Origin of the sequence: Micromonospora sp. WMMD710 (assembly GCF_029626045.1) — a bacterium.
Classification (GTDB): Bacteria; Actinomycetota; Actinomycetes; order Mycobacteriales; family Micromonosporaceae; genus Micromonospora.
Genome location: NZ_JARUBD010000001.1, coordinates 6,127,062 through 6,149,326 on the forward strand (window position 1 = coordinate 6,127,062; position 22,265 = coordinate 6,149,326).

20 protein-coding genes and 1 pseudogene are annotated in these 22,265 nt (G+C 73.5%); 15 read left to right on the forward strand and 6 right to left on the reverse strand.

Going from position 1 to position 22,265, the window contains the following annotated elements; genetic code table 11:
* The first annotated feature begins 36 nt into the window (after window positions 1–36).
* The 7 genes from O7620_RS28415 (at window position 37) to O7620_RS28445 (ending at window position 6,713) form a co-directional block, all read left to right on the forward strand.
* A complete protein-coding gene (locus O7620_RS28415; protein ID WP_278126184.1) occupies window positions 37–1,419 on the forward strand; it encodes an efflux RND transporter periplasmic adaptor subunit in 1,383 nt (460 codons plus the stop codon).
* A complete protein-coding gene (locus O7620_RS28420) occupies window positions 1,416–2,351 on the forward strand; it encodes an ABC transporter ATP-binding protein (RefSeq protein ID WP_278126185.1) in 936 nt (311 codons plus the stop codon). The genes O7620_RS28415 and O7620_RS28420 overlap by 4 nt, the downstream gene beginning before the upstream one ends.
* Window positions 2,348–3,532, forward strand: coding sequence for an ABC transporter permease (locus tag O7620_RS28425; RefSeq protein ID WP_278126187.1), 1,185 nt, complete (start codon window positions 2,348–2,350; stop codon window positions 3,530–3,532). The genes O7620_RS28420 and O7620_RS28425 overlap by 4 nt, the downstream gene beginning before the upstream one ends.
* A gap of 205 nt (window positions 3,533–3,737) precedes the next feature.
* Window positions 3,738–3,947, forward strand: coding sequence for a helix-turn-helix domain-containing protein (locus O7620_RS28430; protein ID WP_091079691.1), 210 nt, complete (start codon window positions 3,738–3,740; stop codon window positions 3,945–3,947).
* Window positions 3,948–4,217: 270 nt separating this feature from the next.
* Window positions 4,218–4,319 carry an AURKAIP1/COX24 domain-containing protein gene (locus O7620_RS28435; protein ID WP_007465623.1) on the forward strand — a complete coding sequence of 34 codons (102 nt, stop codon included), beginning with the start codon at window positions 4,218–4,220 and terminating at the stop codon, window positions 4,317–4,319.
* A gap of 122 nt (window positions 4,320–4,441) precedes the next feature.
* A complete protein-coding gene (locus O7620_RS28440) occupies window positions 4,442–5,518 on the forward strand; it encodes an NAD-dependent epimerase/dehydratase family protein (protein WP_278126189.1) in 1,077 nt (358 codons plus the stop codon).
* 286 nt (window positions 5,519–5,804) lie between these two features.
* Window positions 5,805–6,713 (forward strand): lysophospholipid acyltransferase family protein, encoded by a 909-nt coding sequence (locus O7620_RS28445; RefSeq protein WP_278127186.1) that lies wholly within the window; start codon window positions 5,805–5,807, stop codon window positions 6,711–6,713.
* A 17-nt stretch (window positions 6,714–6,730) separates the two neighbouring features.
* On the opposite strand, the gene O7620_RS28450 is transcribed toward O7620_RS28445, so the two are convergent.
* From O7620_RS28450 to O7620_RS28460, 3 genes are all read right to left on the reverse strand, one after another.
* A complete protein-coding gene (locus O7620_RS28450) occupies window positions 6,731–7,606 on the reverse strand; it encodes an HAD-IB family hydrolase (RefSeq protein WP_278126191.1) in 876 nt (291 codons plus the stop codon).
* Window positions 7,607–7,725: 119 nt separating this feature from the next.
* Entirely contained in the window at window positions 7,726–8,604 is an 879-nt protein-coding gene (locus O7620_RS28455) for a DUF5667 domain-containing protein (protein WP_278126194.1), read from the reverse strand.
* A 289-nt stretch (window positions 8,605–8,893) separates the two neighbouring features.
* Window positions 8,894–9,862, reverse strand: a complete 969-nt coding sequence (locus O7620_RS28460; protein ID WP_278126196.1) for an ECF subfamily RNA polymerase sigma factor, BldN family — start codon at window positions 9,860–9,862, stop codon at window positions 8,894–8,896.
* A gap of 586 nt (window positions 9,863–10,448) precedes the next feature.
* On the opposite strand from O7620_RS28460, the gene O7620_RS28465 reads away from it, so the two are divergent.
* From O7620_RS28465 to O7620_RS28475, 3 genes are read left to right on the forward strand one after another with little or no spacing between them, the layout of a single operon-like run.
* Window positions 10,449–12,083, forward strand: coding sequence for an AMP-binding protein (locus tag O7620_RS28465; RefSeq protein WP_278126198.1), 1,635 nt, complete (start codon window positions 10,449–10,451; stop codon window positions 12,081–12,083).
* Window positions 12,073–12,327, forward strand: a complete 255-nt coding sequence (locus O7620_RS28470; RefSeq protein ID WP_151490871.1) for a glutaredoxin family protein — start codon at window positions 12,073–12,075, stop codon at window positions 12,325–12,327. Before O7620_RS28465 ends, O7620_RS28470 begins: the two co-directional genes overlap by 11 nt.
* 20 nt (window positions 12,328–12,347) lie before the next feature.
* Window positions 12,348–13,010 (forward strand): HAD hydrolase-like protein, encoded by a 663-nt coding sequence (locus tag O7620_RS28475; protein WP_278126200.1) that lies wholly within the window; start codon window positions 12,348–12,350, stop codon window positions 13,008–13,010.
* Here the strand turns inward: O7620_RS28475 and O7620_RS28480 are convergent.
* Together O7620_RS28480 and O7620_RS28485 are read right to left on the reverse strand one after the other, a co-directional pair.
* On the reverse strand, window positions 12,991–13,644 hold the full coding sequence (locus O7620_RS28480; protein ID WP_278126203.1) for a response regulator transcription factor: 654 nt from the start codon (window positions 13,642–13,644) through the stop codon (window positions 12,991–12,993). The genes O7620_RS28475 and O7620_RS28480 overlap by 20 nt on opposite strands.
* A gap of 59 nt (window positions 13,645–13,703) precedes the next feature.
* A complete protein-coding gene (locus O7620_RS28485; protein ID WP_278126205.1) occupies window positions 13,704–15,005 on the reverse strand; it encodes a sensor histidine kinase in 1,302 nt (433 codons plus the stop codon).
* 369 nt (window positions 15,006–15,374) lie between these two features.
* On the opposite strand from O7620_RS28485, the gene O7620_RS28490 reads away from it, so the two are divergent.
* Genes O7620_RS28490 through hemB form a run of 5 tightly spaced genes read left to right on the forward strand, consistent with a single transcriptional unit; the run spans window position 15,375 to window position 21,087 of the window.
* Window positions 15,375–16,145 (forward strand): redox-sensing transcriptional repressor Rex, encoded by a 771-nt coding sequence (locus tag O7620_RS28490; RefSeq protein ID WP_151490875.1) that lies wholly within the window; start codon window positions 15,375–15,377, stop codon window positions 16,143–16,145.
* Window positions 16,142–17,539: a glutamyl-tRNA reductase gene (locus O7620_RS28495; RefSeq protein ID WP_151490876.1), complete on the forward strand. Its 1,398-nt coding sequence runs from the start codon at window positions 16,142–16,144 to the stop codon at window positions 17,537–17,539. The genes O7620_RS28490 and O7620_RS28495 overlap by 4 nt, the downstream gene beginning before the upstream one ends.
* Window positions 17,536–18,504, forward strand: a complete 969-nt coding sequence (hemC, locus tag O7620_RS28500) for a hydroxymethylbilane synthase (protein ID WP_278126206.1) — start codon at window positions 17,536–17,538, stop codon at window positions 18,502–18,504. The genes O7620_RS28495 and hemC overlap by 4 nt, the downstream gene beginning before the upstream one ends.
* Window positions 18,501–20,081 (forward strand): uroporphyrinogen-III synthase, encoded by a 1,581-nt coding sequence (locus O7620_RS28505; RefSeq protein ID WP_151490878.1) that lies wholly within the window; start codon window positions 18,501–18,503, stop codon window positions 20,079–20,081. Before hemC ends, O7620_RS28505 begins: the two co-directional genes overlap by 4 nt.
* Before the next feature lie 22 nt (window positions 20,082–20,103).
* A complete protein-coding gene (gene hemB, locus O7620_RS28510) occupies window positions 20,104–21,087 on the forward strand; it encodes a porphobilinogen synthase (RefSeq protein WP_278126207.1) in 984 nt (327 codons plus the stop codon).
* 52 nt (window positions 21,088–21,139) lie between these two features.
* Here the strand turns inward: hemB and O7620_RS28515 are convergent.
* A pseudogene (locus tag O7620_RS28515) lies at window positions 21,140–22,252 on the reverse strand (MFS transporter); the annotation flags it as partial.
* Between the last annotated feature and the right edge of the window lie 13 nt (window positions 22,253–22,265).

The window sequence follows — 22,265 nt, forward strand, 5'->3', positions numbered from 1 at the left end:
CGGGGCCGCGGTGACGGTGCGCCGTACGATCGATGGGTGCGCCGCCCTCAGTCACCCCGGCCGGCCAGCACCATCCGGCCCCGCCTGCTCATCGTCCTGACCGCCGTCGCCGTTCTCACCGCCACCACGGCCGCCTCCTGCGGCGACGATCAGCCGCCCGTCGCGCTGGCCTCGGCGGCCCGCAACCCGGTGACCGAGGTGATCGACGCCCCGGCAACGGTGACCGCGCGGACCGCCGCCACCCTCACCGCTTCCTCCGACGGCACCCTGGCCAGCCTGCGCGTCCAACCCGGACAGCGGGTGAAGCGGGGTCAGGTGCTGGCCGTGGTCGATTCGCCGTCCGCGCAGCAGCGACTGCGCCAGGCGAAGGAGGCGCTGGACGCGGCGAAGCGTGCCGGTCGCGGCGCCTCCACCGGAGACCTGACCGGCAGCCGGCGCGGCACCGACAAGGCCGCCGACGAGGCGTTCGACGCCGCCCGCACGGCCGCCGAGAAGATCGCCGACCCGCAGCTGCGCGACGCGCTGCTGACCCAGGTGACGTCGGCGCAGCGCCAGTACGCCGCCGCCGCGCGCAGCGCCGACGCGGCCGTCCGCGCGGTGCAACGGGGGATCAACGGGTTGAGCTCCGCCGTCGGCGCGCTCTCCGCGGCGCAGCGGCTCCAGGCCCAGCAGGCGTACGACCTGGCGAAGGCGACCGTCGACGCGTTGACCCTGCGCGCCCCGATCGCCGGCGTGGTGCAGCCGGGCGGCACCCGGGCCGGCGGGGGCGCGAACGGTGGCCTCGCCGGGCTGCTGGAGCAGGCGGGTGGGGCCGGGATCGACCCGTCCGTGCTGGCACCCAGCCAGGGCGCGCCACCGGCCGGGGTCGACGACGCGGTCGCGGTCGGCGGTCAGGTCACCGCCGGCACGCCGGTGCTGACCGTGGTGGACACCGGGCAGCTGGGGCTGCTCGCCGAGGTGGACGAGACCGACGTGCTGCTGGTCCGAACCGGTGTGACCGCCACGGTCGAGTTGGACGCCGTCACCGGCGCCAGCTACGACGCCACCGTCCGCTCGGTCGACGTGCTCCCCACCAGCTCCGCGCAGGGCGGGGTCACCTACCGGGTACGCCTCACGCTCGGCGCGGGACAGCTGGCCGAGGGCGAGCCGGCACCGACGCCCCGGCCCGGCATGAACGCGATCGTGCACCTGCGGGTACGCGAGGCCGCCGACGCGGTCACCGTCCCCGCCTCGGCGGTGTTCTCCGCCGACGGCCGGGACGCCGTCTGGGTGGTCCGCGACGGTAGGGCGGACCGGGCACCGGTGACCGTGGGTGTCCAGGGATCGGACCTGGTGCAGATCCTCAACGGCGTGCAGCCCGGCGACCGCATCGTGGTGCGCGGCACCGACCAGGTCCGCGACGGCCAGGAAGTCCGGTGACGGGACCGGTCGGCGACCGGCCGGAAGCCGGGTCGACGGCGGAACGCGTCCCGGCCGTCGAGGCGGTGGACGTCTCCCGGACGTACCAGCTCGACGGTGTGTCGGTGGAGGCGCTGCGCGGGGTGTCGCTGATCGTGCACCCGGGTGACTACGTGGCGCTGGTCGGGCCGTCCGGCTCCGGCAAGTCCACCCTCATGCACCTGCTGGGCGGGCTGGACCGGCCCACCGGCGGTCGGCTGGTGATCGGTGGACGGGACGTCAACGCCCTGTCCCCGCCGGAGATGGCCACCCTGCGCAACGAGACGATCGGTTTCGTCTTCCAGGCGTTCCACCTGCTGCCGCGTACCTCGGCGGTGGAGAACGTGGCGTTGCCGCTGGTCTACCGGGGTGTGCCGGCCCGGCAGCGCCGGGAACGGGCGGCGGCGATGCTCGGCCGGGTGGGCCTCGGACACCGGCTGGACCACCGTCCCAACCAGATGTCCGGCGGTGAGCAGCAGCGGGTGGCCATCGCCCGAGCGTTGGTCACCGAGCCGACGGTGCTGCTCGCCGACGAGCCGACCGGCAACCTGGACAGCGTCACCGGCGCCGCCGTGCTGGAGTTGCTGGAGCAGCTGAACGCCGAGTCCGGTGTCGCGTTGGTGATGGTCACCCACGACCAGGAGGTGGCGGCCCGGGCCGCCCGCCGGATCACCATGCGCGACGGGGTGGTCGTGACGGACAGCGACGACCCCCATGATCGACCGCTGTCCGTCGACCACGATCGACCTGAGAGACTGGTGCCCGCTCCCAGCGCGGAGCCCCGATCCGTTTCCGGAAGCGGCCCGGGGCACCCGTCCGGTGGCTCCGGTGGCGCCGCCGGAGCCACCGGGCGCCTTCCGCAGGAGCCCGCTCCGGGTGGCGCCGAGGTCGGTCGGCCCGGAGGTGTGGCGTGAGGGTCGCCGAGGCGTGGCGGGTGGCGCTGGACGCGCTCCGGGCCAACCGGCTGCGCAGCGCGCTCACCATGCTCGGCGTGATCATCGGGGTGGCCTCGGTGGTGCTGCTGGTGGCCATCGGCACCGGCACCAAGCAGAAGGTGGAACAGCAGGTCGAGGGGCTCGGCTCCAACCTGCTGCTGGTCGTCCCCGGCAAGATCGAGGTGGGCACCGCGCCGGTGGTCTCGCCGTTGACCCTCAAGGATGTGGACGCGGTGACCCGGGTGGTCGGCGATCCGGAGCGGGTCGCGGTCACTGTCGCCTCCGGGGCGACCGCGCGCGCCGGTGCCCGCTCCGACTTCACCACCGTGCAGGGCGTGCTGGAGACGACCCCGACGGTGTTCACCCGCTCGCTGGCCCGGGGCCGCTACCTCACCGGCACGGACGTGGACACCAGCCGGCGGGTGGCGGTGCTCGGCGACTCGGTGGCCCGGGCGCTGTTCCCGGACCGGGATCCGCTCGGCCAGCAGGTGACGCTGGCCGGCGTACGGTTCCGGGTCATCGGCGTCTTCGCGCCGCTCGGGCAGAGCCTCGGCGTCGACCGCGACGACGAGGTGCACGTGCCGGTGACGGCCGCGCAGCGGCTCTGGGGCACCCAACGGGTGGACGGCATCGCCGTGAAGGCACCGGACCGGGAGCGGATCGACGAACTGGGCGAGCGGATCGTCGCCGAGCTGAACCGCCGACACCCGGACACCGAGTTCAGCGCCGTCACCCAGCAGCAGATCCTCGGTGTGCTCGGCGACATCCTCGGCGTACTCACCGGCGTGCTGGCGGCCATCGCCGGCATCTCGCTGCTCGTCGGTGGGGTCGGCGTCTCCAACATCATGCTGGTCAGCGTCCGGGAACGGACCCGGGAGATCGGTCTGCGCAAGGCCGTCGGCGCCCGACCCCGCGACATCGGCGTGCAGTTCCTGTTGGAGGCGGTGCTGCTCACCACGATCGGCGGGCTGACCGGAATGGCGTTGGGTGTGGGCACCGCGCTGCTGGTGGACGCGCTGTCGCCGATCCCCGCGGCGATCACCTGGTGGTCGTTGGCGCTCGCGTTCGGCGTGTCGGCGGCGGTGGGCATCGTTTTCGGCGTGGTCCCCGCGCAGCGCGCCGGCCGGCTCGACCCGGTGGTCGCGCTGCGCGCCGAGTGAGCGGCAACCGGACGACCGGAGCGGGCGGGGACGTACCGGGAGCACGGATCGGGTGAACCGCCGACCCAAAACCATGATCAGTTGTACGAAGGGATCGCGCCGGTCACAGCGGCCCCGCTACCGTACTGGTAACACGCGCGTCGCCGCCCGGCCCGGAGCATCCGTCGGGTTGGCACGCGCCGGGCATGGGATGGGTCGGTGAGCCATGGCCGGGTCGCAGTCCGACGGACGGCTGTCGGATGTCAAGTTCCTGACCGTCGCCGAGGTGGCAACGGTCATGCGGGTGTCGAAGATGACTGTCTATCGCCTCGTGCACAGCGGCGAGCTGACCGCCGTCCGGGTCGGCCGGTCGTTCCGGGTGCCCGAGCACGCCGTACACGAGTATCTCCGGGGCGCGTTCCAGGAAACCGCCTGAGCCACCGGCTCCCGGATCGAGTGCGACGTAACGGGCATCGGTGAGCAGGAGGAGCGCGCTCGCGAGCCCCGCGCTCGCGTACCGAAAGCGGCATCGACGGGGGCGCGTTGGTCCTGCTGACGCTCTGCGGCTACCCTGGAGCCCGACCGAGACCCCACCGGTGCGCCCCGCCGCCCAGACTGGTCCGGTCCGTTGTCCGCAAGCGGTCGCCGTCGCCACCTGCGTGGTGTCATCCGGTCCGCCCCGCACGTTGTATCGAAAGGCTGTCGTATGGGCTCGGTGGTCAAGAAGCGCCGTAAGCGCATGGCTAAGAAGAAGCACCGCAAGCTGCTGCGCAAGACCCGCGTCCAGCGTCGCCGTCTCGGCAAGTGATCGCCGCCGGGCTTCGCGCCCGGCGTCCGGCGTCACTTGCCAAACTGTCGACCTCCGGAGGCTCAGGTGATCAGGCCGTGGTCGTCCCGGCTCGATCCCTCCTGTCGGGGTAGGTGCGTCAGATGACCCCCGGTAGCACCTCAGGTGCCCCGGGGGTCGTCGTCGTCACCGGGGTGAGCCGTTACCTGGGCGCTCACGTGGCGGCCCGGCTGGCCGCCGACCCGCGTATCGAGCGGGTCATCGGGGTGGACGCCCCGGAGGCCGGTGCCGAGTTCAGCGACCTGCTGGACCGGGTCGAACGGATCCGCGTCGACGCCGGCTCACTCGGCGGTCTCCTCGCCGACCTGGACGTCGACGCGGTGGTGCACCTCGCGCTGGTCAGCGCCCCCGACCCGCAGCACGGCGGCCGGTCCGGCATGAAGGACCAGAACGTCATCGGCACGATGCAGCTGCTCGCCGCCTGCCAACGGGCACCCCGGCTGCGCAAACTCGTGGTCCGGTCGTCCACCGCCGCGTACGGCGTGTCGTTCCGGGACCCGGCCGTGTTCACCGAGGAGACCGAGCCGCGCGAGGTGCCGCGCGGCGGGTTCGGCCGCGACATCCTGGACGTCGAGGGGTACGTTCGCGGCTTCCGCCGCCGACGGTCCGACGTCACGGCGACGGTGCTGCGGTTCGCCCCGTTCATCGGCTCGACGGCCGACACCACGTTGACCCGCTACTTCGCGCAGCCGTTCGTGCCGACCGTCTTCGGCCGTGACCCCCGGTTGCAGTTCCTGCACTTCGACGACGCGTTGGAGGTGCTGCACCGGTCGATCGTGGAGGATCACCCCGGCACCTACAACGTCGCCGGTCCGGGCGTGTTGTCGCTGTCCCAGGCGATCCGGCGCGCCGGTCGGGTGGCCGTGCCGGTGCTGGAGCCGGGGCTGTCGGGTGCCGCCGCGCTGGCCCGCAGCATGGGCTTCGGGAGGTACGGCCTGGACCAGGTCGACCTCTTCGTGCACGGGCGCGTCGTCGACACCACCCGCCTTGAGCAGGAGTACGGCTTCACACCCCGTTCCACCGCCGAGGCCTTCGACGACTTCATCCGCGCCCACCACGGCGGAGTGGTGGTCACCCGGAGTCAGTTGGCCGCCGCCGAGCAGCTGGTCCTGGACGGCATCCGTCAGGTCCGCGCCGCGGTGCGGGAGCGGACGTCGTGAGCGCGAGGAGTCAGCCGGTTGTGCGGGCCCCGCAGCCGCGGACCGAGGTGGCGTCATGACCGGGTCGGGGCAGGGGCGCGACCCGCAGGGGATCGGCCGGTTCGACGTACCGCAGCAGTCGCCCGCGCTGGACGCGGAGCCGGCGCGGCGCAACGGACACCGGCCGGCGGCCGAGTTGGCACCGACCCCGACGCCGGCCGACGAGGTCGACACCGCAACCAGCGACGAGGTCGACACCGCAACCAGCGACGAGGTCGACACCGCGACCAGCGGCGAGCCGGTGAGCCTGGACGGCGACCGGGCCGCCGACGGGACGCCCGGCGGCACCGCGCCGGCCGTGCCGGACCGGCCCCGGGACCAGTGGGACCGCAGGGTCGCCGGCGGCCTGGCGTTCCTGCGCCGGCGGCTGTCCGGCGAGTACGAGGTCGACGAGTTCGGCTTCGACCCGGATCTGACCGACGCGGTCTTCCACCCGTTGCTGCGCCTGCTCTACCGGGACTGGTTCCGCACCGAGGTCAGCGGGGTCGAGCACGTGCCCGTCGACGGGCCCGCCCTGGTGGTCGGCAACCACTCCGGCACGGTGGCGTTGGACGCGCTGATCCTCTCGGCGGCGCTGCACGACAAGCACCCCGCCCACCGCTACCTGCGCCTGCTCGGCGCCGACCTGGTGTTCCGGATGCCGGTGGTGTCGGAGATCGCCCGCAAGACCGGCGGCACGGTGGCCTGCAACCCGGACGCCGAACGGCTGCTCGGCGGCGGTGACCTGGTCGGCGTGTTCCCCGAGGGCTTCAAGGGCATCGGCAAGCTCTACGCCGACCGGTACAAGCTGCAACGGTTCGGTCGGGGCGGATTCGTCTCGGCGGCGCTGCGGACGGGCACCCCGATCGTGCCGGTCGCCATCGTCGGCGGCGAGGAGATCTACCCGATGCTCGCCGACATCAAGCCCCTCGCCCGACTGCTCAAACTTCCGTATTTCCCGGTCACGCCGACCTTCCCGTTGCTCGGGCCGCTGGGCATGGTGCCGCTGCCCAGCAAGTGGCTGATCGAGTTCTGCCCGCCGATCCCCACCGCCCACCTGACCGACTCGGCGGACGATCCGCTGGTCGTCTTCAACCTCGCCGACCAGGTACGCGAGACGATTCAGCAGACCCTGCACACGCTGCTGGAGCGACGTCCGGACCCGTTCGGCCCCTAGCCGCCCGTGGCGGCCGGTCAGCCGGCGCGGCGGCGGCGTTGCAGCGTCAGCCCGGCGGTGACCGCTCCGGCGACCAGCCCGGCCGCCGCGGTCGACGGTACGGCGATCTTGACCGCGCGGCGGCCGGTGCGGAAGTCCCGTACCTCCCAGCCGTGCTGCCGGGCCTGCCGCAACAGGGTGCCGTCCGGGTTGACGGCCACCGCCCGGCCCACGGCGGACAGCAGCGGCAGGTCGTTGGCCGAGTCGCTGTACGCCGCGCAGCGGCTGAGATCCAGCCCCTCCACGGCCGCGAGCTGGGTCACCGCCTCGGCCTTCGCCGGGCCGTGCATCAGATCACCCACCAACCGCCCGGTGTACGCCCCGTCGAGCACCTCGGCCACCGTGCCGATCGCGCCGGTCAGGCCGAGGCGGGTGGCGATCACCCGGCCGATCTCCACCGGCGCGGCGCTCACCAGCCAGACCCGCTGGCCGGCGTCCAGGTGCCCCTGGGCGAGCCGGTGGGTGCCGGCCCAGATCCGGGGGGCCATCAGCTCGTCGAAGATCTCCTCGGTGAGGCGTTCCACGTCGTCCACCCGCCAGCCCTGGACGAAGGCCAGCGCGGCCTCCTTCGCCAGCGACATGTCACCGGCGTGCTCACGGGCCAGCACCCGGAACCGGAGCTGCTGCCAGGCGAAGCGGGCCAGGTCGGTGGTCGTGAAGTAGTTGCGGGCGGCGAGCCCGCGGGCGAACCAGTAGATCGAGGCGCCCTGGATCATCGTGTTGTCCACGTCGAAGAAGGCCGCGGCGCCCGGATCCGGCACGGGTGCGATCACCGGCGCCCGCTCGGTCTCCGCCCAGCCTGCGGTGTGACCGTGGGCGTCGGTGCTGACCGTCACCTTGCGGCTACGCGCCACGCGACTCCCCTCCTCGCCGGGTACGACGGATGCCCCAGCGAGGGTATCCGGCTCACCTGGCCGATGAGCCGGGCACGCGGTGAACTGGGGCGGAGCCGGTCAGACCTGCGGTATAGGGGTCAGCGGGTGCCGGGGCAGGCGGTGGGGGCGGGGCCGAGGGCGTCGCTGCCCGCCGGTGCCGGGAGGCCGCAGGCGATCGACGCGCGCAGCGCGTCGGAGCGCTCCCGGATGCTGTCCAGCAGCGCCAGCGACTGGCGGGTCCGCTCCCGGTCGGCCCGGTTGGCCCCGTCGAGCAGCTTGCTCACCGCCCGGCGCTGACTGGTGACGAAGGTGTTGACGGTGTCCAGGCTGGCCGGCTCGGCCCGCTGCACCGCCGCCGAGGTCAGCAGACGTACACCCTGCCGGGTGTCGGCGTCCATGTCGTCGAGGACCGTGCTGTAGCCGATCCGGTCACCGCGGAGCTTGGCGGCCTCACCGAGCCGGGTCCGGGCGAAGTCCAGGAAGAGCTGGCCTCGGCTGATGTCCGAGCTGGCCAGGGCGAGCTGGGCGCGTTCCGTCGAGCGCTTCATGCCGTACAGCGCGTCGCCGGGAACGGCGTCCTCGCTGGCGGCGGAGATGCCGGAGACGGCGATGGCACCGGCGGCGATGCCGACCAAGATCGCGGCTCGGGCCCTCGCGCGCCGGGCGGTGACCGCCGGCAGCAGCGGCCCGCGGGCGGTGGTGGCGGGACGGGTGGTGGCCGTCTCGCCGGCCGTCGGGGCGTTGCCCAACCCCTCCCGCTCGGCGGTGGCGAGCAGCATCGCCCGCAGGCCGGTGCGGAACTCGGGGTCCGCCTCGATCGCCGGGGGATCGACGCTGAGCCGCTGGCCCACCGCGACGAGCGGCGCGAGTTGACCGTCCACGCGGGACCGGACGTGGTGCCGCCGGCCGCCGTTGGCCTCCTCGAGAAGCTGCGCGAAGCGCTCGGCGCGCCGGCGGGAGAAGAGGATGTTGTCCACCGCAGGCACCTCCTCTCGCTGGTCACGGCCGGTCGGCCGCCGTCGTTGCCAGCGACCGCGCGGCAGTGTGACACCACGGAGGTGAGGTGCCGCCCGGCGTACCGGTCGGACCTCGGTGACCCGGGCCTGCCGGGCAACCACCGGTCGCACCCGGAGAAACGCGGCGGACCGGGCACGGGTTACGGGCCTGGCGGGGCGAAAATCACAGAAAGTGATCGTCGTCACCCGGCGGGACCGACCCTGAGCTGCACGGATGTCGATCGACATCCATCGGTCCCGCCGAAGGAAATTACGGCTGGAAGCCGTCGGGGAGGAGCCGGGCCAGCGCCCGGACGGCCCGGTACTGGAGGGCCTTGATGGCACCCTCGTTCTTGCCCATGGACCGGGCGGTCTCGGCCACCGAGAAGCCCTGGAGGAAGCGGAGCACGATGCACTCCTGCTGCTCAGGATTGAGCTGCTTCACGGCGGTCAGCAGGGCGACGTTGGTGATGTGCTCGACCACCGCCGCCTCCGGGCTGCCCTCCGGGCCCCGGTCCTCCCGGTCGGCGTCGAGCACGTCGCCGGTGGTGACCTCCAGCCGGTACCGGCCGGACTTGAAGTGGTCCGCGACCAGGTTGCGGGCGATGGTCACCAGCCAGGCGCCCAGGTCGCGCCCCTGCCACGTGAAGCTGCCGATCCGCTTGAGGGCGCGCAGGAACGTGTCCGACGTGAGGTCCTCGGCGAGCTGCCGGTTGCCGACCCGGAAGTAGACGAACCGGAACACCGTGTCGACGTACCGGTCGTAGATCAGGCCGAACGCCTCGGACTCGCCAGCCTGGGCCCGCTCGACCAGCGTCCAGACCTCGGTGGCCGGGTCGGACGGGTCCGGGCGGCTCGGGAAGCCCGTCGGCGTCGTGGTGGTGGGCGTCGTGGCGGCGGCCGGCACCGCCGGGATCACCGCCGTCTCACCCGCCGCCGGGTCGGCGGTCGTCGTCGGCGTGTCGCCGGTCCGCCGGCCCTGCGTCGGCATGGTCGGCCGGGACGGTACCGCGACCCGGCCACCGGTCGGCCGGGCGTTCCCGCCGGGCACCGCCGGACGCGGTGGCGGCTCGTTGGTGTGCGGGCGGTTGCGGATCCGCTGCGCCGCACCGTCGCCGTGGGTGACGGCGCCGTGCGGTTCGTCCAGCGGAGCGCGGGCGGCCGGCCGCTCGTTGATCTGGGCGCGGGTCGGCTGACCGGTCAGGCCGGCCGGACGTTCCGCGTAACCGAAGGTGGTCACCGTGTCGCCCCCGTCCCGGTGGTCGCCGGGCGGGCCGGTCTGTGGATCGTCGGGGTCGACCGACCGGGCTTCCGGTCGGGCAGGACGGTTCCGGGGTTTGCCGACGGGCGGCAGTACCCCTTGAGGTGCTGGTCCAATGCGCTCACAGGCACGGGGGCCTCCTCGGGCTGAGGGGTGTCGACTCACGGCAAATGGGGTGAGCCGACCCGAGTGATAATAGGGCCAACGTCACCCGCGCGTGGCAAGTCCGTTACACAGGGCGGAAGTATTTCCCGCTCTGTCGCACCGTCGGCGGACCGGTTGTCCGTCGTGTGCGATTGACATTCCCCCGGCCCGGTGATCCAGGATGGATTCCCTGGTCGGGGGTGCATTGCCCGTTCGGATGACCCTCCCCGGCCGGTGGCCGCCGCGCCCCGGCCGAACCGTCGGTCGGGGGCGTCACTCGTCCCACCGGCAGGACTCGATCGGACCGTCGGTGGCACGGTGACCGTCCCGTGCACGGGACGCCGGCCACCGGGTCCGTCCGGCGCTCACCCCGACCGTCGGGCGTGGCCAGTCGCCGCCCGCTGTGCCAGACTCGATCACCGTGCAGGACGCAGCGGAGAACCCCGCGCCGAACCTCGCCGACCGGGTCCACCGGGCGGCTCTCGAGTACGGCGACCGGCCCGCGCTGCACTGGCGCGAGCAGAGCATCACCTGGTCCGAGATGGACGCGGCGGTGGACGCCGCCGCACGCGGTCTCGCCGCCGTCGCGCCGCACACCCGTCCGGGCGATCCGCCGCCGCGCGTCGCGATCGCGCTGCCCAACACCCCCGACTTCGTCATCGGCCTGCTCGGCGCGCTGCGTGCCGGGCTGGTCGCGGTGCCGGTCAACCCCGGCTTCACTGCCCCGGAGCTACGCCACGTGCTGGCCGACTCCGGCACGTCGGTGCTCCTCGGCACCGACCGGATCCGGGGCCTCGCCGCCGAGGTGTCCGCCGGGTTGCCCGCACTCACCGCCGTGCACGGCGCACCGCCGCGGCCGGCCGCCGAGGCCCCCGAGCCGACACCGCACCCGCGCCGGGGCGGGGACGACCTGGCCGTACTCCTCTACACCTCCGGCACCGAGGGGCACCCCAAGGGCGCGATGCTCTCGCACCGGGCGCTGCTGGCCAACCACGAGCAGGTCGACCGCATCGAGCCGCCCGTCGTCGGTCCGACGGACACCGTTCTGCTCGCGCTGCCGCTGTTCCACGCGTACGGGCTCAACTCGGGGCTCGGCGCGGTCGTCCACCATGGCGCGACCGGTGTGCTGCTCGACGAGCCGGGGCCGACCGCCGGGCTCGACGAGATCGCCCGGCACCGGGTCAGCGTCCTCATCGGCGTACCGTCGATGTTCCTGGCCTGGGCCGGCGCGGCCACGGCCCGCGCGGCCACTGCGTCCGTGCGGATCGCGGTCTGCGGCGCGGCCCCGCTGGACCCCGCCGTCGCGGCGCGCTTCACCGCGACCACCGGCCACCCCGTGCACGTCGGGTACGGCCTCACCGAGACCGCTCCGGTGCTCACCTCCACCCTGGTCGGCGGGGTCGCCAAGGCCGGCTCGATCGGCCGGCCGCTGCCCGGCGTGCGACTGCGCCTGGTCGACGCCGCCGGCGCGGACCTGTGGCGCGACGGTCTGACAGTTCCCGACGACGACCCGGATGAGCTGGACATCTCCGACATCGCGCCCGGTACCGACCCGGGTCAGATCGTGGTCGCCGGCCCCAACCTCTTCGCCGGCTACTGGCCCGACGGGCGCGACGGCCCGGACGCCGACGGCTGGTGGGGCACCGGCGACATCGCGTACGCGGACTCCGACGGCGACCTCTTCCTCGTCGACCGGCTCGGCGAGCTGATCCTGGTCAACGGGTTCAACGTCTATCCGCACGAGGTCGAGCTGGTGCTCGCCGGGCACCCCGGGGTGGCCGAGTCGGCGGTACTGGGTGTGCCGCACCCGCGGACCGGCGAGACTGTGCGGGCGTACGTGGTGCCGGCGCCGGGTCGGCCGGTGACCGGCGAGGAATTGCTCACCCACTGCGCACGCAACCTGGCCCGGTTCAAGTGCCCGACCGTCGTCGAGTTCGTCGACGCCCTGCCCCACTCGGCGATCGGCAAGGTACGCAAGACCCAACTCCGGTCGGCGACGCCGGCCGGCCCGCCGGCTGACGCCGACACCCGCACGGAGGTAACCGATGTCCACTGACGCCCGGCTCGCCCTGATCACCCGGCCCGGTTGCCACCTGTGCGACGACGCCAAGGCGGCCCTCGACCGGGTCGTGGCGGTCACCGGCGACAAGTGGGTCGAGTGGGACGTCACCGACAACGTGGAGCTGGAGCGGGAGTACGGGGACCGGCTGCCGGTGGTGATGCTCGACGGCAAGGAGCACGGCTACTGGCGGGTCGAGGAGGACCGGCTGCTGCGGGACCTGACCACGCCACAGCTCTGAGCGCTGCCTAGGGTGCTCTGATGACCTCCGCGCATCCCCACCTGGTCTGGGACTGGAACGGCACCCTGCTCAACGACCTCAGCCTGGTGGTGTCCGCCACCAACGTCGTGTTCGCGAGCCTGGGCGGGCCGGTCGTCACCCTCGACGAGCACCGGGTGCGGTTTCGCCGGCCGATCGCCGAGTACTACGCCGACGTGCTCGGGCAGGCCGTGGACGACGACGAGTTCGGCCGACTGGACCGGATCTTCCACGACGCGTACCGCACCGGGTTGACCACCTGCGAGCTGGCCGCCGACGCGCGCGACGCGATGGCGTCCTGGCCGGGCAGCCAGAGCCTGCTCTCCATGTGGTTCCACGAGGAGCTGGTGCCCACCGTGCACACCTTCGGGCTGACCGGCCACTTCACCCGGGTCGACGGGCTGCGGGCCGCGGTCGGTGGCGACCGCAAGGCCGAGTCGCTTCGGCAGCACCTGGCCGAGCTGGGCGTGGACGGCACGTCGGTGGTGCTGATCGGCGACTCCATCGACGACGCGGACGCCGCGCTCGCGGTGGGCGGCCGCGCCGTGCTCTACACCGGCGGGTTCACCGACCCGGCCCGGCTGCGCGCCTCCGGTCACCCGGTGGCCGACACCCTCACCGACGCGGTGGCCCTGGCCCGGGAGGTCAGTTCCGCAGGTAGGTGAGGACGGCCAGCACCCGCCGGTGCTGCTCGGTGTCCGGCGGCAGGGTGAGCTTGGTGAAGATGTTGCGCACGTGCTTCTCGACCGCGCCGTCGCTGACCACCAGGGCGCGGGCGATGGCCGTGTTGGAGCGCCCCTCGGCCATCAGGGCGAGCACCTCCCGCTCGCGCGGGGTCAACTCCCGCAGCGGGTCGTCGCGGCGCCGTCGGGCGAAGAGCTGGCCGACCACCTCCGGGTCGAGCACCGTGCCGCCGCCCGCCACCCGGCGCAGGGCGTCCAGGAACTCGTCGATCGCCGCCACCCGGTCCTTCAACAGGTAGCCGATGCCGCCGCCGGCACCGCCGGTGGTGGCCAGCAGGTCATCGGCGTACGACACCTCGACGTACTGGGAGAGCACCAGGATCGGGGTACGCGGCACCAGCCGACGCGCCTCGACGGCCGCCCGCAGACCCTCGTCGGTGTGTGTCGGGGGCATCCGCACGTCGACGATCGACACGTCCGGCTGGTGCTCCACCACCGCCTCGACCAGGGCGTCGCCGTCTCCGACGGCGGCCACCACCTGGTGACCGCTCTCGGTCAGCAGCCGCACCAGCCCCTCGCGGAGCAGGACGGCGTCGTCGGCGATCACGATGCGCATGGCTGTGGTGTCTACCACGTCCGGGCCGCCGGGCCGGCTCGACGCGGCATCCGGCCGGCTCACAGGGGAAACTCGGCGCGGATCTCGGTCGGGCCACCGGTCGGGCTGAGCACGGCCAGTTCACCGCCGGCCGCCCGGACCCGGTCGGCGATGCCGGCCAGCCCGTGCCCTTTGGCCAGGTGCGCGCCGCCCTGCCCGTCGTCGCCCACCCGGACCTGGATGTGGGCGCCCTGCCGGGACACGGCGACCACGGCCTCGGTGGCCCGGCTGTGCTTGGCGATGTTGGTCAGGGCCTCGGCCACCACGAAGTACGCGGTGTTCTCCACGGCCGGGTCGAGCCGGCCGCCCGGCGTGCCGAGCTGCGGGTCCACCTGCAGCTCGATGGGGATCAGTCCTCGACCGGCGAGCGCGGCCAGGGCGCTGGGCAGCCCCCGGTCCACCAGGATCGGCGGCGCGATGCCCCGGGACAGCGCCCGCAGTTCGGCCAGCGTGTCCCTGGTCTGGGTGACCGCCTCGTCGATGGTCCGGCCGGCGGCCTCCGGATCGGTGGCGAGCTGCATCCGGGCCCGACTGAGGTCCATCGCCAGCCGGACCAGACGCTGCTGCGGGCCGTCGTGGATGTCGCGTTCCAGCCGGCGCAGCGCGGACGCCTCGGCGGAGACGGCCGCCCGCTTCTGCTCCTCCAGCACGGTGATCCGGTCCCGCATCTCGGCCACCCCGGTCAGCATGGCCTTGGCGAAGCTGGCCTGGAGCAGCGCGCAGCCCCGGGTCACGATCGGCAGCGTGATCAGGAAGAACACGCCGACCGCGGTGTACAGCCCGATCCGGGCGGTGGTCGAGTCACCGAGGCCGAGCAGTTGGGCCAGGTCGGTGTCGCCCCCGCCGTCGGCCCGGGGGAGCGCCCAGTCGTACGCCCAGTAGAGCGATCCGGCGACCGCGGCGCCCCACCAGGACAGGGTCACCACGAACGTGAGCAGCGCCACGATCAGCCGCAGCACGCCGTGTGCCAGGTCGAGCCAGGACTGGGCGTCGCGCATCGGCACGAAGATCCGCCGCCAGGCGTTGGCGCCCGCTTCGGCCAGCCGGTAGTGCGGCCGGATCCGGGGCTGCCGCAGCACGGCGGGCAGCCGCAGGCGCTCGATGTCGGCCAGTCCGCGGGCGGCGTACAGGGTGCCGCTGAGGATCGGCAGGCCGATCACCGTGACCACCAGCCCGACACCGACCACGAGGCCCACCACGAGGACGACGAAGCTGGCCACCGCCAGGGGCAGGCCGAGCAGCACATAGCCGGAGTCGACGAAGAGCTGGCGGGGGATGCTCGGTGCCAGCGTCGGCTGGTCGCTGGCGGCAACGGCGGTCATGCCCAAAGGCTAGGCAGTTGGGCTCGGTGTCCCCATCCCGAAGCCCCGCCTCTCCCTCGTAGCGCTGCCCCTACCACCGCCGGACGACCTGGGCGAGGCCCGGCGCGGGATTGGTCAGAGAAGTCGGGATTGAGCAATAATCGCCCCGGCGGAGAGCCGACCGAGTCGCTAAATCGATCTTGTGGAATGGAGGTGCTGGTGGAGTCGCGGCGCGCAGCGGCAAGATCGCGATTTGTGCACGTCTTCACAAGCGCCTACTCTGTGAGTCCGACGCGCCCTGCTAGCACAGCCGGCAATCTCGGTCGCCAGCGGGAGTCCATAAGCGGCCGACCAGCGGAGTTGGCCGAGGATCGCACCGCACGGAGTCTCATGAGTCAGCACCGTCACCCAGGCGCGCCCGGCCGCGCCGGTGCCGTACCGGCGCTCCCGGACCTGCCCGAGGCGACCGTCGCTCGGCTCCCCGAATACCTGCGTGCGCTGCACAACCTCGCCGACGCCGGGCACGAGACGGTCTCCAGCGAGGGCCTGTCCGCCGCCGCCGGAGTCAACTCCGCAAAACTCCGTAAGGACCTCTCCCACCTCGGCTCGTACGGCACCCGGGGCGTCGGCTACGACGTCGCCCTGCTGATCGAGCAGATCGAGTACGTGCTCGGGCTCACCCAGCGTCGGGCGGTTGCCCTGGTCGGCGTGGGTAATCTCGGTCACGCTCTGGCCGGCTACGACGGCTTCGCCAGCCGGGGCTTCCGGATCGCCGCCCTGCTCGACGCCGATCCCTCCCGGGTCGGCGAGGAGATCAACGGCCTGGTGGTCCGGCACGTCGACGAGCTGCCGGCGGTCGCTGTGGAGGAGTCCATCGCGATCGGCGTGATCGCCACCCCGGCCGCCGCCGCCCAGAGCGTCGCCGACCAACTGGTCGCGGTCGGCGTGACGAGCATCCTCAACTTCGCGCCGTGCGTACTCTCGGTTCCGGAGGGGGTCGACGTGCGCAAGGTCGATCTCGCCATCGAGCTGCAGATCCTGTCCTTCCACGAGCACCGCAAGGCGTCGCTGACCGCGCTGCCCGCCACCGGCGGGTCCGCTCTCACGGCCCTGCCCGGCGGGCTCGCGGCCACCGAAACCCAGGAGGCGATCGGCACGTGAAACTGCTCGTCGTCGGCGCGTCCTATCGGACCGCCCCGGTCGCCACGCTGGAGCAGCTGGCCGTGCCCCCTGCCGACCTCACCCGCACCCTGGACCACCTGATCGCCCAGCCGTACGTGAGCGAGGCGGTGCTCGTCTCCACCTGCAACCGGGTGGAGGTCTACGCCGCCGTGTCCGGTTTCCACGGCGGGCTCGGTGACGTCTGCGCCGTCCTGGCCGAGCAGGCCGGCAGCCCGCCGGCGGCGCTCGCCAGCCACCTGTACGTGCACTACGACACCGCCGCCGTGGACCACGTCTTCCGGGTCGCCACCGGCCTGGACTCGATGGTCGTCGGCGAGGCGCAGATCCTCGGCCAGCTGCGCGACGCGTACCACTGGGCCACCGGCGCCGACTCGGCCGGCCGACTGCTGCACGAGCTGATGCAGCAGGCGCTGCGGGTCGGCAAGCGCGCCCACGCCGAGACCGGCATCGACCGGGCCGGCCAGAGCGTCGTCACCGCCGCGCTGGAGCTGGCCGCCGGGCACCTCGACGGCGACCTCGCCGGCCGCCCCGCCCTGGTGATCGGCGCGGGTGCGATGGGCTCGCTCGGGGTGGCCACGCTGTCCCGACTGGGCGCCGGGCCGCTCACCGTCACCAACCGGGGCGCCGACCGTGCCGTCCGGCTCGCCGAGTCGTACGGGGCGAGCGCCGCTCCGATGACCGAGCTCGCCGACACCCTCTCCACAGTGGACATCGTAGTGGCCGCCACCGCGTCCACCGAACCGGTCCTCACCCGGTCGGTGGTCAGCGCGGCGCTGGCCGAACGGGACCCGGCCCGGGGCCCGCTGGTCCTGCTCGACCTGGCCGTGCCGCGGGACGTCGAGGAGGGCGTCGCCGACCTGCCCGGCGTCGAGGTGATCGACATCGACCGGATGGCGGCGCTGCTCGCCGACGGCCCGGCGGCGGCGGACGCCGCCGCCGTCGAGCGGATCGTGCTCGGCGAGGTGGACGGCTTCCTCACCTGGCTGCGCGGCGCCGACGTCGCGCCCACCGTGGCCGCGCTGCGCGGTCGGGCCGACGACGTGGTCACCGCCGAGCTGCGGCGGCTGGCCCAGCGCCGCCCCGACCTCGACGACGACCTGCGTGCCGAGGTCGCCCGTACGGTGCACCGGGTCGTGCAGCGGCTGCTGCACCAGCCCACCGTGAAGGTCCGCCAGCTCGCCGCCGAGCCGGGCGGCGACCAGTACGCTGCCCTGCTGCGCGAGCTGTTCGACCTCCAGGTGCCGCAGACCTCGCCGGTGGACACCGTCCCCGAGGTGCTGACCCCCGACCTCGGCGCCGTGTTCGCCGGCACCGACCCGGTGCTCGGCACGGACAACGCCGACCAGATCCCGCCCACCGGAGGAGCGCGATGACCGCCCCCCTGCGCCTCGGCACCCGGGGCAGCGCCCTGGCGATGGCGCAGTCCGGCCAGATCGCCGAGGCGTTGACCGCCGCCACCGGCCGCCCGGTCGAGCTGGTCGAGGTGGTCACCGCGGGCGACCGTTCCCACGCGCCGGTGCACCGGCTCGGCGTCGGGGTGTTCGTTTCGGCGCTGCGCGACGCACTGACCGCGCGGACGATCGACTTCGCCGTGCACTCCTACAAGGATCTGCCCACGGCCGCCGCCGCCGGGCTGCACATCGCGGCGGTGCCGGCCCGGCAGGACCCCCGCGACGCGCTGATCGCGCAGGGTGGGCGGACGCTCGCCGAGCTGCCGCCCGGGGCCACCGTGGGCACCGGCGCGCTGCGCCGCATCGCCCAGTTGCACGCACTCGGCCTGCAACTGGAGGTCACCCCGATCCGCGGCAACGTGGACACCCGCCTGGCGCGGGTGCTCGGCCCCGACGCCGACCTGGACGCCGTCGTACTGGCCCGGGCCGGACTGGCCCGACTCGGGCGCACCGACGTGATCACCGAGACGCTGGACCCGATGCTGATGCTGCCCGCGCCCGCCCAGGGCGCGCTGGCCGTGGAGTGCCGGGTCGACGACCAGAATCTGGTCGAGCTGCTCGCGACGCTCGACCACGCACCGTCGCGCGCCGCGGTCACCGCGGAACGCGCGCTGCTGGAAACCCTGGAGGCCGGGTGCAGCGCACCCGTGGCCGCCTATGCGGAACTCGCCGAAGGTGACGACGGCGATGAGATCTACCTGCGCGGGGCGGTGATCAGCCCGGATGGCACTCGTGACCTTCGGCTGTCCCGCACCGGAACGCCCGCCGACGCGGCGGAGATCGGTAAGGCACTCGCCGCCGAACTCCTCGAACTCGGCGCCGACTCGATCCTCGGCCACGAAGGACACAACGGCCCGGGGACCCAGCAATTTGGGAGCACAGAATGACCCGCACCCGTAAGCCCGTCGGCCGTATCGCGTTCGTCGGGGCTGGCCCCGGCGACCCGGGCCTGCTGACCCGTCGGGCGCACGACGCCCTGGTCGACGCCGACCAGGTGATCTACGACCGGGGAGTCCCCGAGTCGTTGCTCGCCGTCGTCCGCGCCGAGGCCAGAGAGGACGCCGAGTTCACCCCGGCCGAAGGCGCGCCGGGGGACGTGGCGAAGGTGCTGATCTCCGCGGCCCGTTCCGGGCTGAACGCGGTGCACCTGGTCGCCGGTGACCCTTTCGGTCACGACTCGGTGGTCAAGGAGGTGCAGGCGGTGGCCCGCACCGCCGCCCACTTCGAGGTGGTGCCCGGTGTCGGCCAGGCCGAGGGCGTCGCCACCTACGCGGGTGTTCCGCTGCCGGGTGTGCGTACCGCCGCGGACGTCGAGGACGTCACCGCACTGGACTTCGAGGCGCTCTCCGCGGCCGTCGGCCGGGGCTCGCTCGCGCTGGCCGTGGACGCCGGTGACCTCGCCGCCGTCCGGGACGGCCTGCTGGCCGCCGGGGTCGACGGCACGACCGGCGTCGGGGTGACCGGTGACGGCACCGGCGAGACCCAGTACACGACCACGTCGACGGTGGACAGCTTCGTGGCCGCCGCGCTCGGCTTCACCGGCCGGGTGGTGCTCACCGTCGGCGCCGGCGTGGGCCAGCGCGACAAGCTGAGCTGGTGGGAGAACCGCCCGCTGTACGGCTGGAAGGTGCTCGTGCCGCGCACCAAGGAGCAGGCCGGTGCGATGAGTGCCCGGCTGCGGGCGTACGGGGCGATCCCGTGTGAGGTGCCGACCATCGCGGTCGAGCCGCCGCGTACCCCGGCGCAGATGGAGCGGGCGGTCAAGGGCCTGGTCGACGGCCGGTACGCCTGGGTGATCTTCACCTCGGTGAACGCGGTCCGCGCGGTCTGGGAGAAGTTCGCCGAGCACGGGCTGGACGCCCGGCACTTCGGTGGCGTCAAGATCGCCTGCATCGGCGAGGCGACGGCGGACGCGGTCCGCGCGTTCGGCATCCAGCCGGAGCTGATCCCCGCCGGGGAGCAGTCCTCCGAGGGGCTGCTCGCCGAGTTCTCGCCGCACGACGAGATCCTCGACCCGGTGGGCCGGGTGCTGCTGCCGCGTGCCGACATCGCCACCGAGACGCTCGCCGCCGGGCTCACCGAGCGCGGCTGGGAGGTCGACGACGTGACCGCGTACCGGACGGTGCGGGCGGCGCCGCCGCCCGCCGAGATCCGGGACGCGATCAAGTCCGGCGGGTTCGACGCGGTGCTCTTCACGTCTTCTTCGACCGTGCGGAACCTGGTCGGTATCGCCGGGAAGCCGCACGCGCGCACCGTTGTTGCCGTGATTGGGCCCAAGACGGCGGAGACCGCGACGGAGTTCGGCCTTCGGGTCGACGTCCAGCCGCCGCACGCCTCGGTGCCCGACCTGGTGGAGGCGCTCGCCGCCTACGCCGTCGAGTTGCGGGAGAAGCTGGCCGCCATGCCGGCCAAGCAGCGCCGTGGCTCGAAGGTGCAGGGGCCGACCGCCCTCCGCTTCCGGTAGTCGTCTTCAGGAGGGCCCTTCCATGTCGTACCCCGAGATCCGGCCCCGTCGCCTGCGCCGCACCCCGGCGATCCGCCGGCTGGTGTCCGAGACCCGGGTCGACCCGGCCGAGCTGGTCGTGCCGATGTTCGTCAAGGAAGGGCTCACCGAGCCGCGGGCCATCGCGTCGCTCCCGGGAGTGCTCCAGCACTCCCGGGACTCCCTGCGCAAGGCGGCCGCCGAGGCGGTCCAGGCCGGCGTGGGCGGGATCATGCTCTTCGGGGTTCCCGAGCGGCGCGACCCGACCGGGTCCGGCGGCATCGACCCGAACGGCATCCTGAACGTCGCCATCCGCGACGTGGTGTCCGAGGTGGGCGACGGCACGGTCGTGATGAGCGACCTGTGCCTGGACGAGTTCACCTCGCACGGGCACTGCGGCGTGCTCACCGCCGACGGCGAGGTGGACAACGACGCCACCCTGGCCGCGTACGCCGAGATGGCGGTGGCCCAGGCCGCCGCCGGGGTTCACATGGTCGGGCCGTCCGGGATGATGGACGGCCAGGTGGGCGTGGTGCGCCGGGCGCTCGACGCGGCCGGACACCAGGACGTCGCCGTGCTGGCGTACGCCGTGAAGTACGCCTCGGCCTTCTTCGGCCCGTTCCGGGAGGCGGTGGAGTCGGCGCTCGAGGGCGACCGGCGCGCCTACCAGCAGGACCCGGCCAACCTGCGCGAATCGCTGCGCGAGGTGGCGCTCGACGTCGCCGAGGGCGCCGACCTGGTGATGGTCAAGCCGGCGCTGCCGTACCTGGACGTGGTGTCGGCGGTGCGGGCCGCGGTGGACGTCCCGGTCGCCGCCTACCAGGTCTCCGGGGAGTACGCGATGGTCGAGGCGGCCGCCGCGAACGGCTGGATCGACCGCGAGCGGGTGATGCTGGAGACGCTCACCTCGATCAAGCGGGCTGGTGCCCAGATCATCCTCACCTATTGGGCCGTCGAGGCCGCCGGCCTGCTGCGCCAGCGCTACTGATCGTGCGGGTGGCGCAGTATCGCCACGTGCCACCTCCGCCACCGGTCGACGTCTACTCCTGAGCTGTGGCCGCCGCCGGGGTGGCCGCCTCGTTCGTATCCGGCGCGGCGCCCGGAAGTCGCCGGCTGGTCAGCCAGGCGAGCGCCAACAGCACGGCCGACACCGCGAGCGTGAGCCGGGTGGCTTGCGCCAGTTCCGGTGCGAGGCCGAGCCGGCTGGCCGGGTCGAGTCGGTTGGCGGCCGTAATGCCCCCGCCGCCCAGGCTGGGGGCCAGCCGATCCGTCAGCCAGGACAGGACGGCGGCGATGAGCGCCGTGCCGGCCGCGACAGAGGTGTGCGACACCGTGGTGAGCAGCGTGGAGCCGGACGGCAGATCTTCGCGCGGGAGCGACCGGCTGGCCGCGGTCATCGTCGGCATCAGGGTGGCGCCCATACCCAGGCCGATGACCGCACCCAGCGTGGCCAGCAGCGGGTACGACGTGTCGGCGTCGAGCACGAGCACCTGGGCCACCGTGCCGGCCACCGCGGCGGCGATGCCGAGCCCGACCACCCGCCGCGCCGAGACGCGGTCGACGAGCCGGGTCGCGACCTGGAGCATCAGTCCGGTGGTCAGCGCCTGCGGAATGCCGATCACGCCGGCCAGGGTGGCCGAGTCACCGCGTACCACCTGCACGTAGGCCGGGATGATCAGGAACGAGCCGAAGTATCCGGCGGCGAAGAGCGCCACCGTCGCGGCACCTCCGGCCATCCCCGGGGCTCGCAGGACGGCCACGCGCAGCAGGGGCTGCCGAATCCGGCCGGCCCGCCAGGCGAAGATCACGACCAGCGTGGCGCCCAGCGCGAGCGGCAGCAGCACCGATGCGCTGACAACTCCGCCCCGCTCGCCGGTGACGCTGAGCCCGTACACCGCCAGCGCCAGGCCGGGGCAGAGCAGCAGCAGACCGACGACGTCCAGCCGGACCGACGGACGTCGCGGGTCGGCGGCCGGCAGCACCGACCGGCCGAGCAACACCGCCAACAGCCCCACCGGCAGGTTGATCCAGAAGATCCATCGCCAGGACGCCTGATCGAGCAACAGCCCACCCAGCACCGGCCCGATCAGCGGCCCGACCAGGACCGGCAGGCCGAGCAGGCTCATCATCCGTCCTCGTCGCCCCGCCGGGACCGCGGCGAGCGCG

Excerpts from the sequence above, each read along its gene's own strand:
- O7620_RS28430 (WP_091079691.1), top strand. The coding sequence starts at position 3,738 with ATGGCCGGGTCGCAGTCCGACGGACGGCTGTCGGATGTCAAGTTCCTG.
- O7620_RS28435 (WP_007465623.1), top strand. The coding sequence starts at position 4,218 with ATGGGCTCGGTGGTCAAGAAGCGCCGTAAGCGCATGGCTAAGAAGAAG.
- O7620_RS28440 (WP_278126189.1), top strand. The coding sequence starts at position 4,442 with ATGACCCCCGGTAGCACCTCAGGTGCCCCGGGGGTCGTCGTCGTCACC.
- O7620_RS28470 (WP_151490871.1), top strand. The coding sequence starts at position 12,073 with ATGTCCACTGACGCCCGGCTCGCCCTGATCACCCGGCCCGGTTGCCAC.
- O7620_RS28475 (WP_278126200.1), top strand. The coding sequence starts at position 12,348 with ATGACCTCCGCGCATCCCCACCTGGTCTGGGACTGGAACGGCACCCTG.
- O7620_RS28480 (WP_278126203.1), bottom strand. The coding sequence starts at position 13,644 with ATGCGCATCGTGATCGCCGACGACGCCGTCCTGCTCCGCGAGGGGCTG.
- O7620_RS28485 (WP_278126205.1), bottom strand. The coding sequence starts at position 15,005 with ATGACCGCCGTTGCCGCCAGCGACCAGCCGACGCTGGCACCGAGCATC.
- O7620_RS28490 (WP_151490875.1), top strand. The coding sequence starts at position 15,375 with ATGAGTCAGCACCGTCACCCAGGCGCGCCCGGCCGCGCCGGTGCCGTA.
- hemC (WP_278126206.1), top strand. The coding sequence starts at position 17,536 with ATGACCGCCCCCCTGCGCCTCGGCACCCGGGGCAGCGCCCTGGCGATG.
- O7620_RS28505 (WP_151490878.1), top strand. The coding sequence starts at position 18,501 with ATGACCCGCACCCGTAAGCCCGTCGGCCGTATCGCGTTCGTCGGGGCT.
- hemB (WP_278126207.1), top strand. The coding sequence starts at position 20,104 with ATGTCGTACCCCGAGATCCGGCCCCGTCGCCTGCGCCGCACCCCGGCG.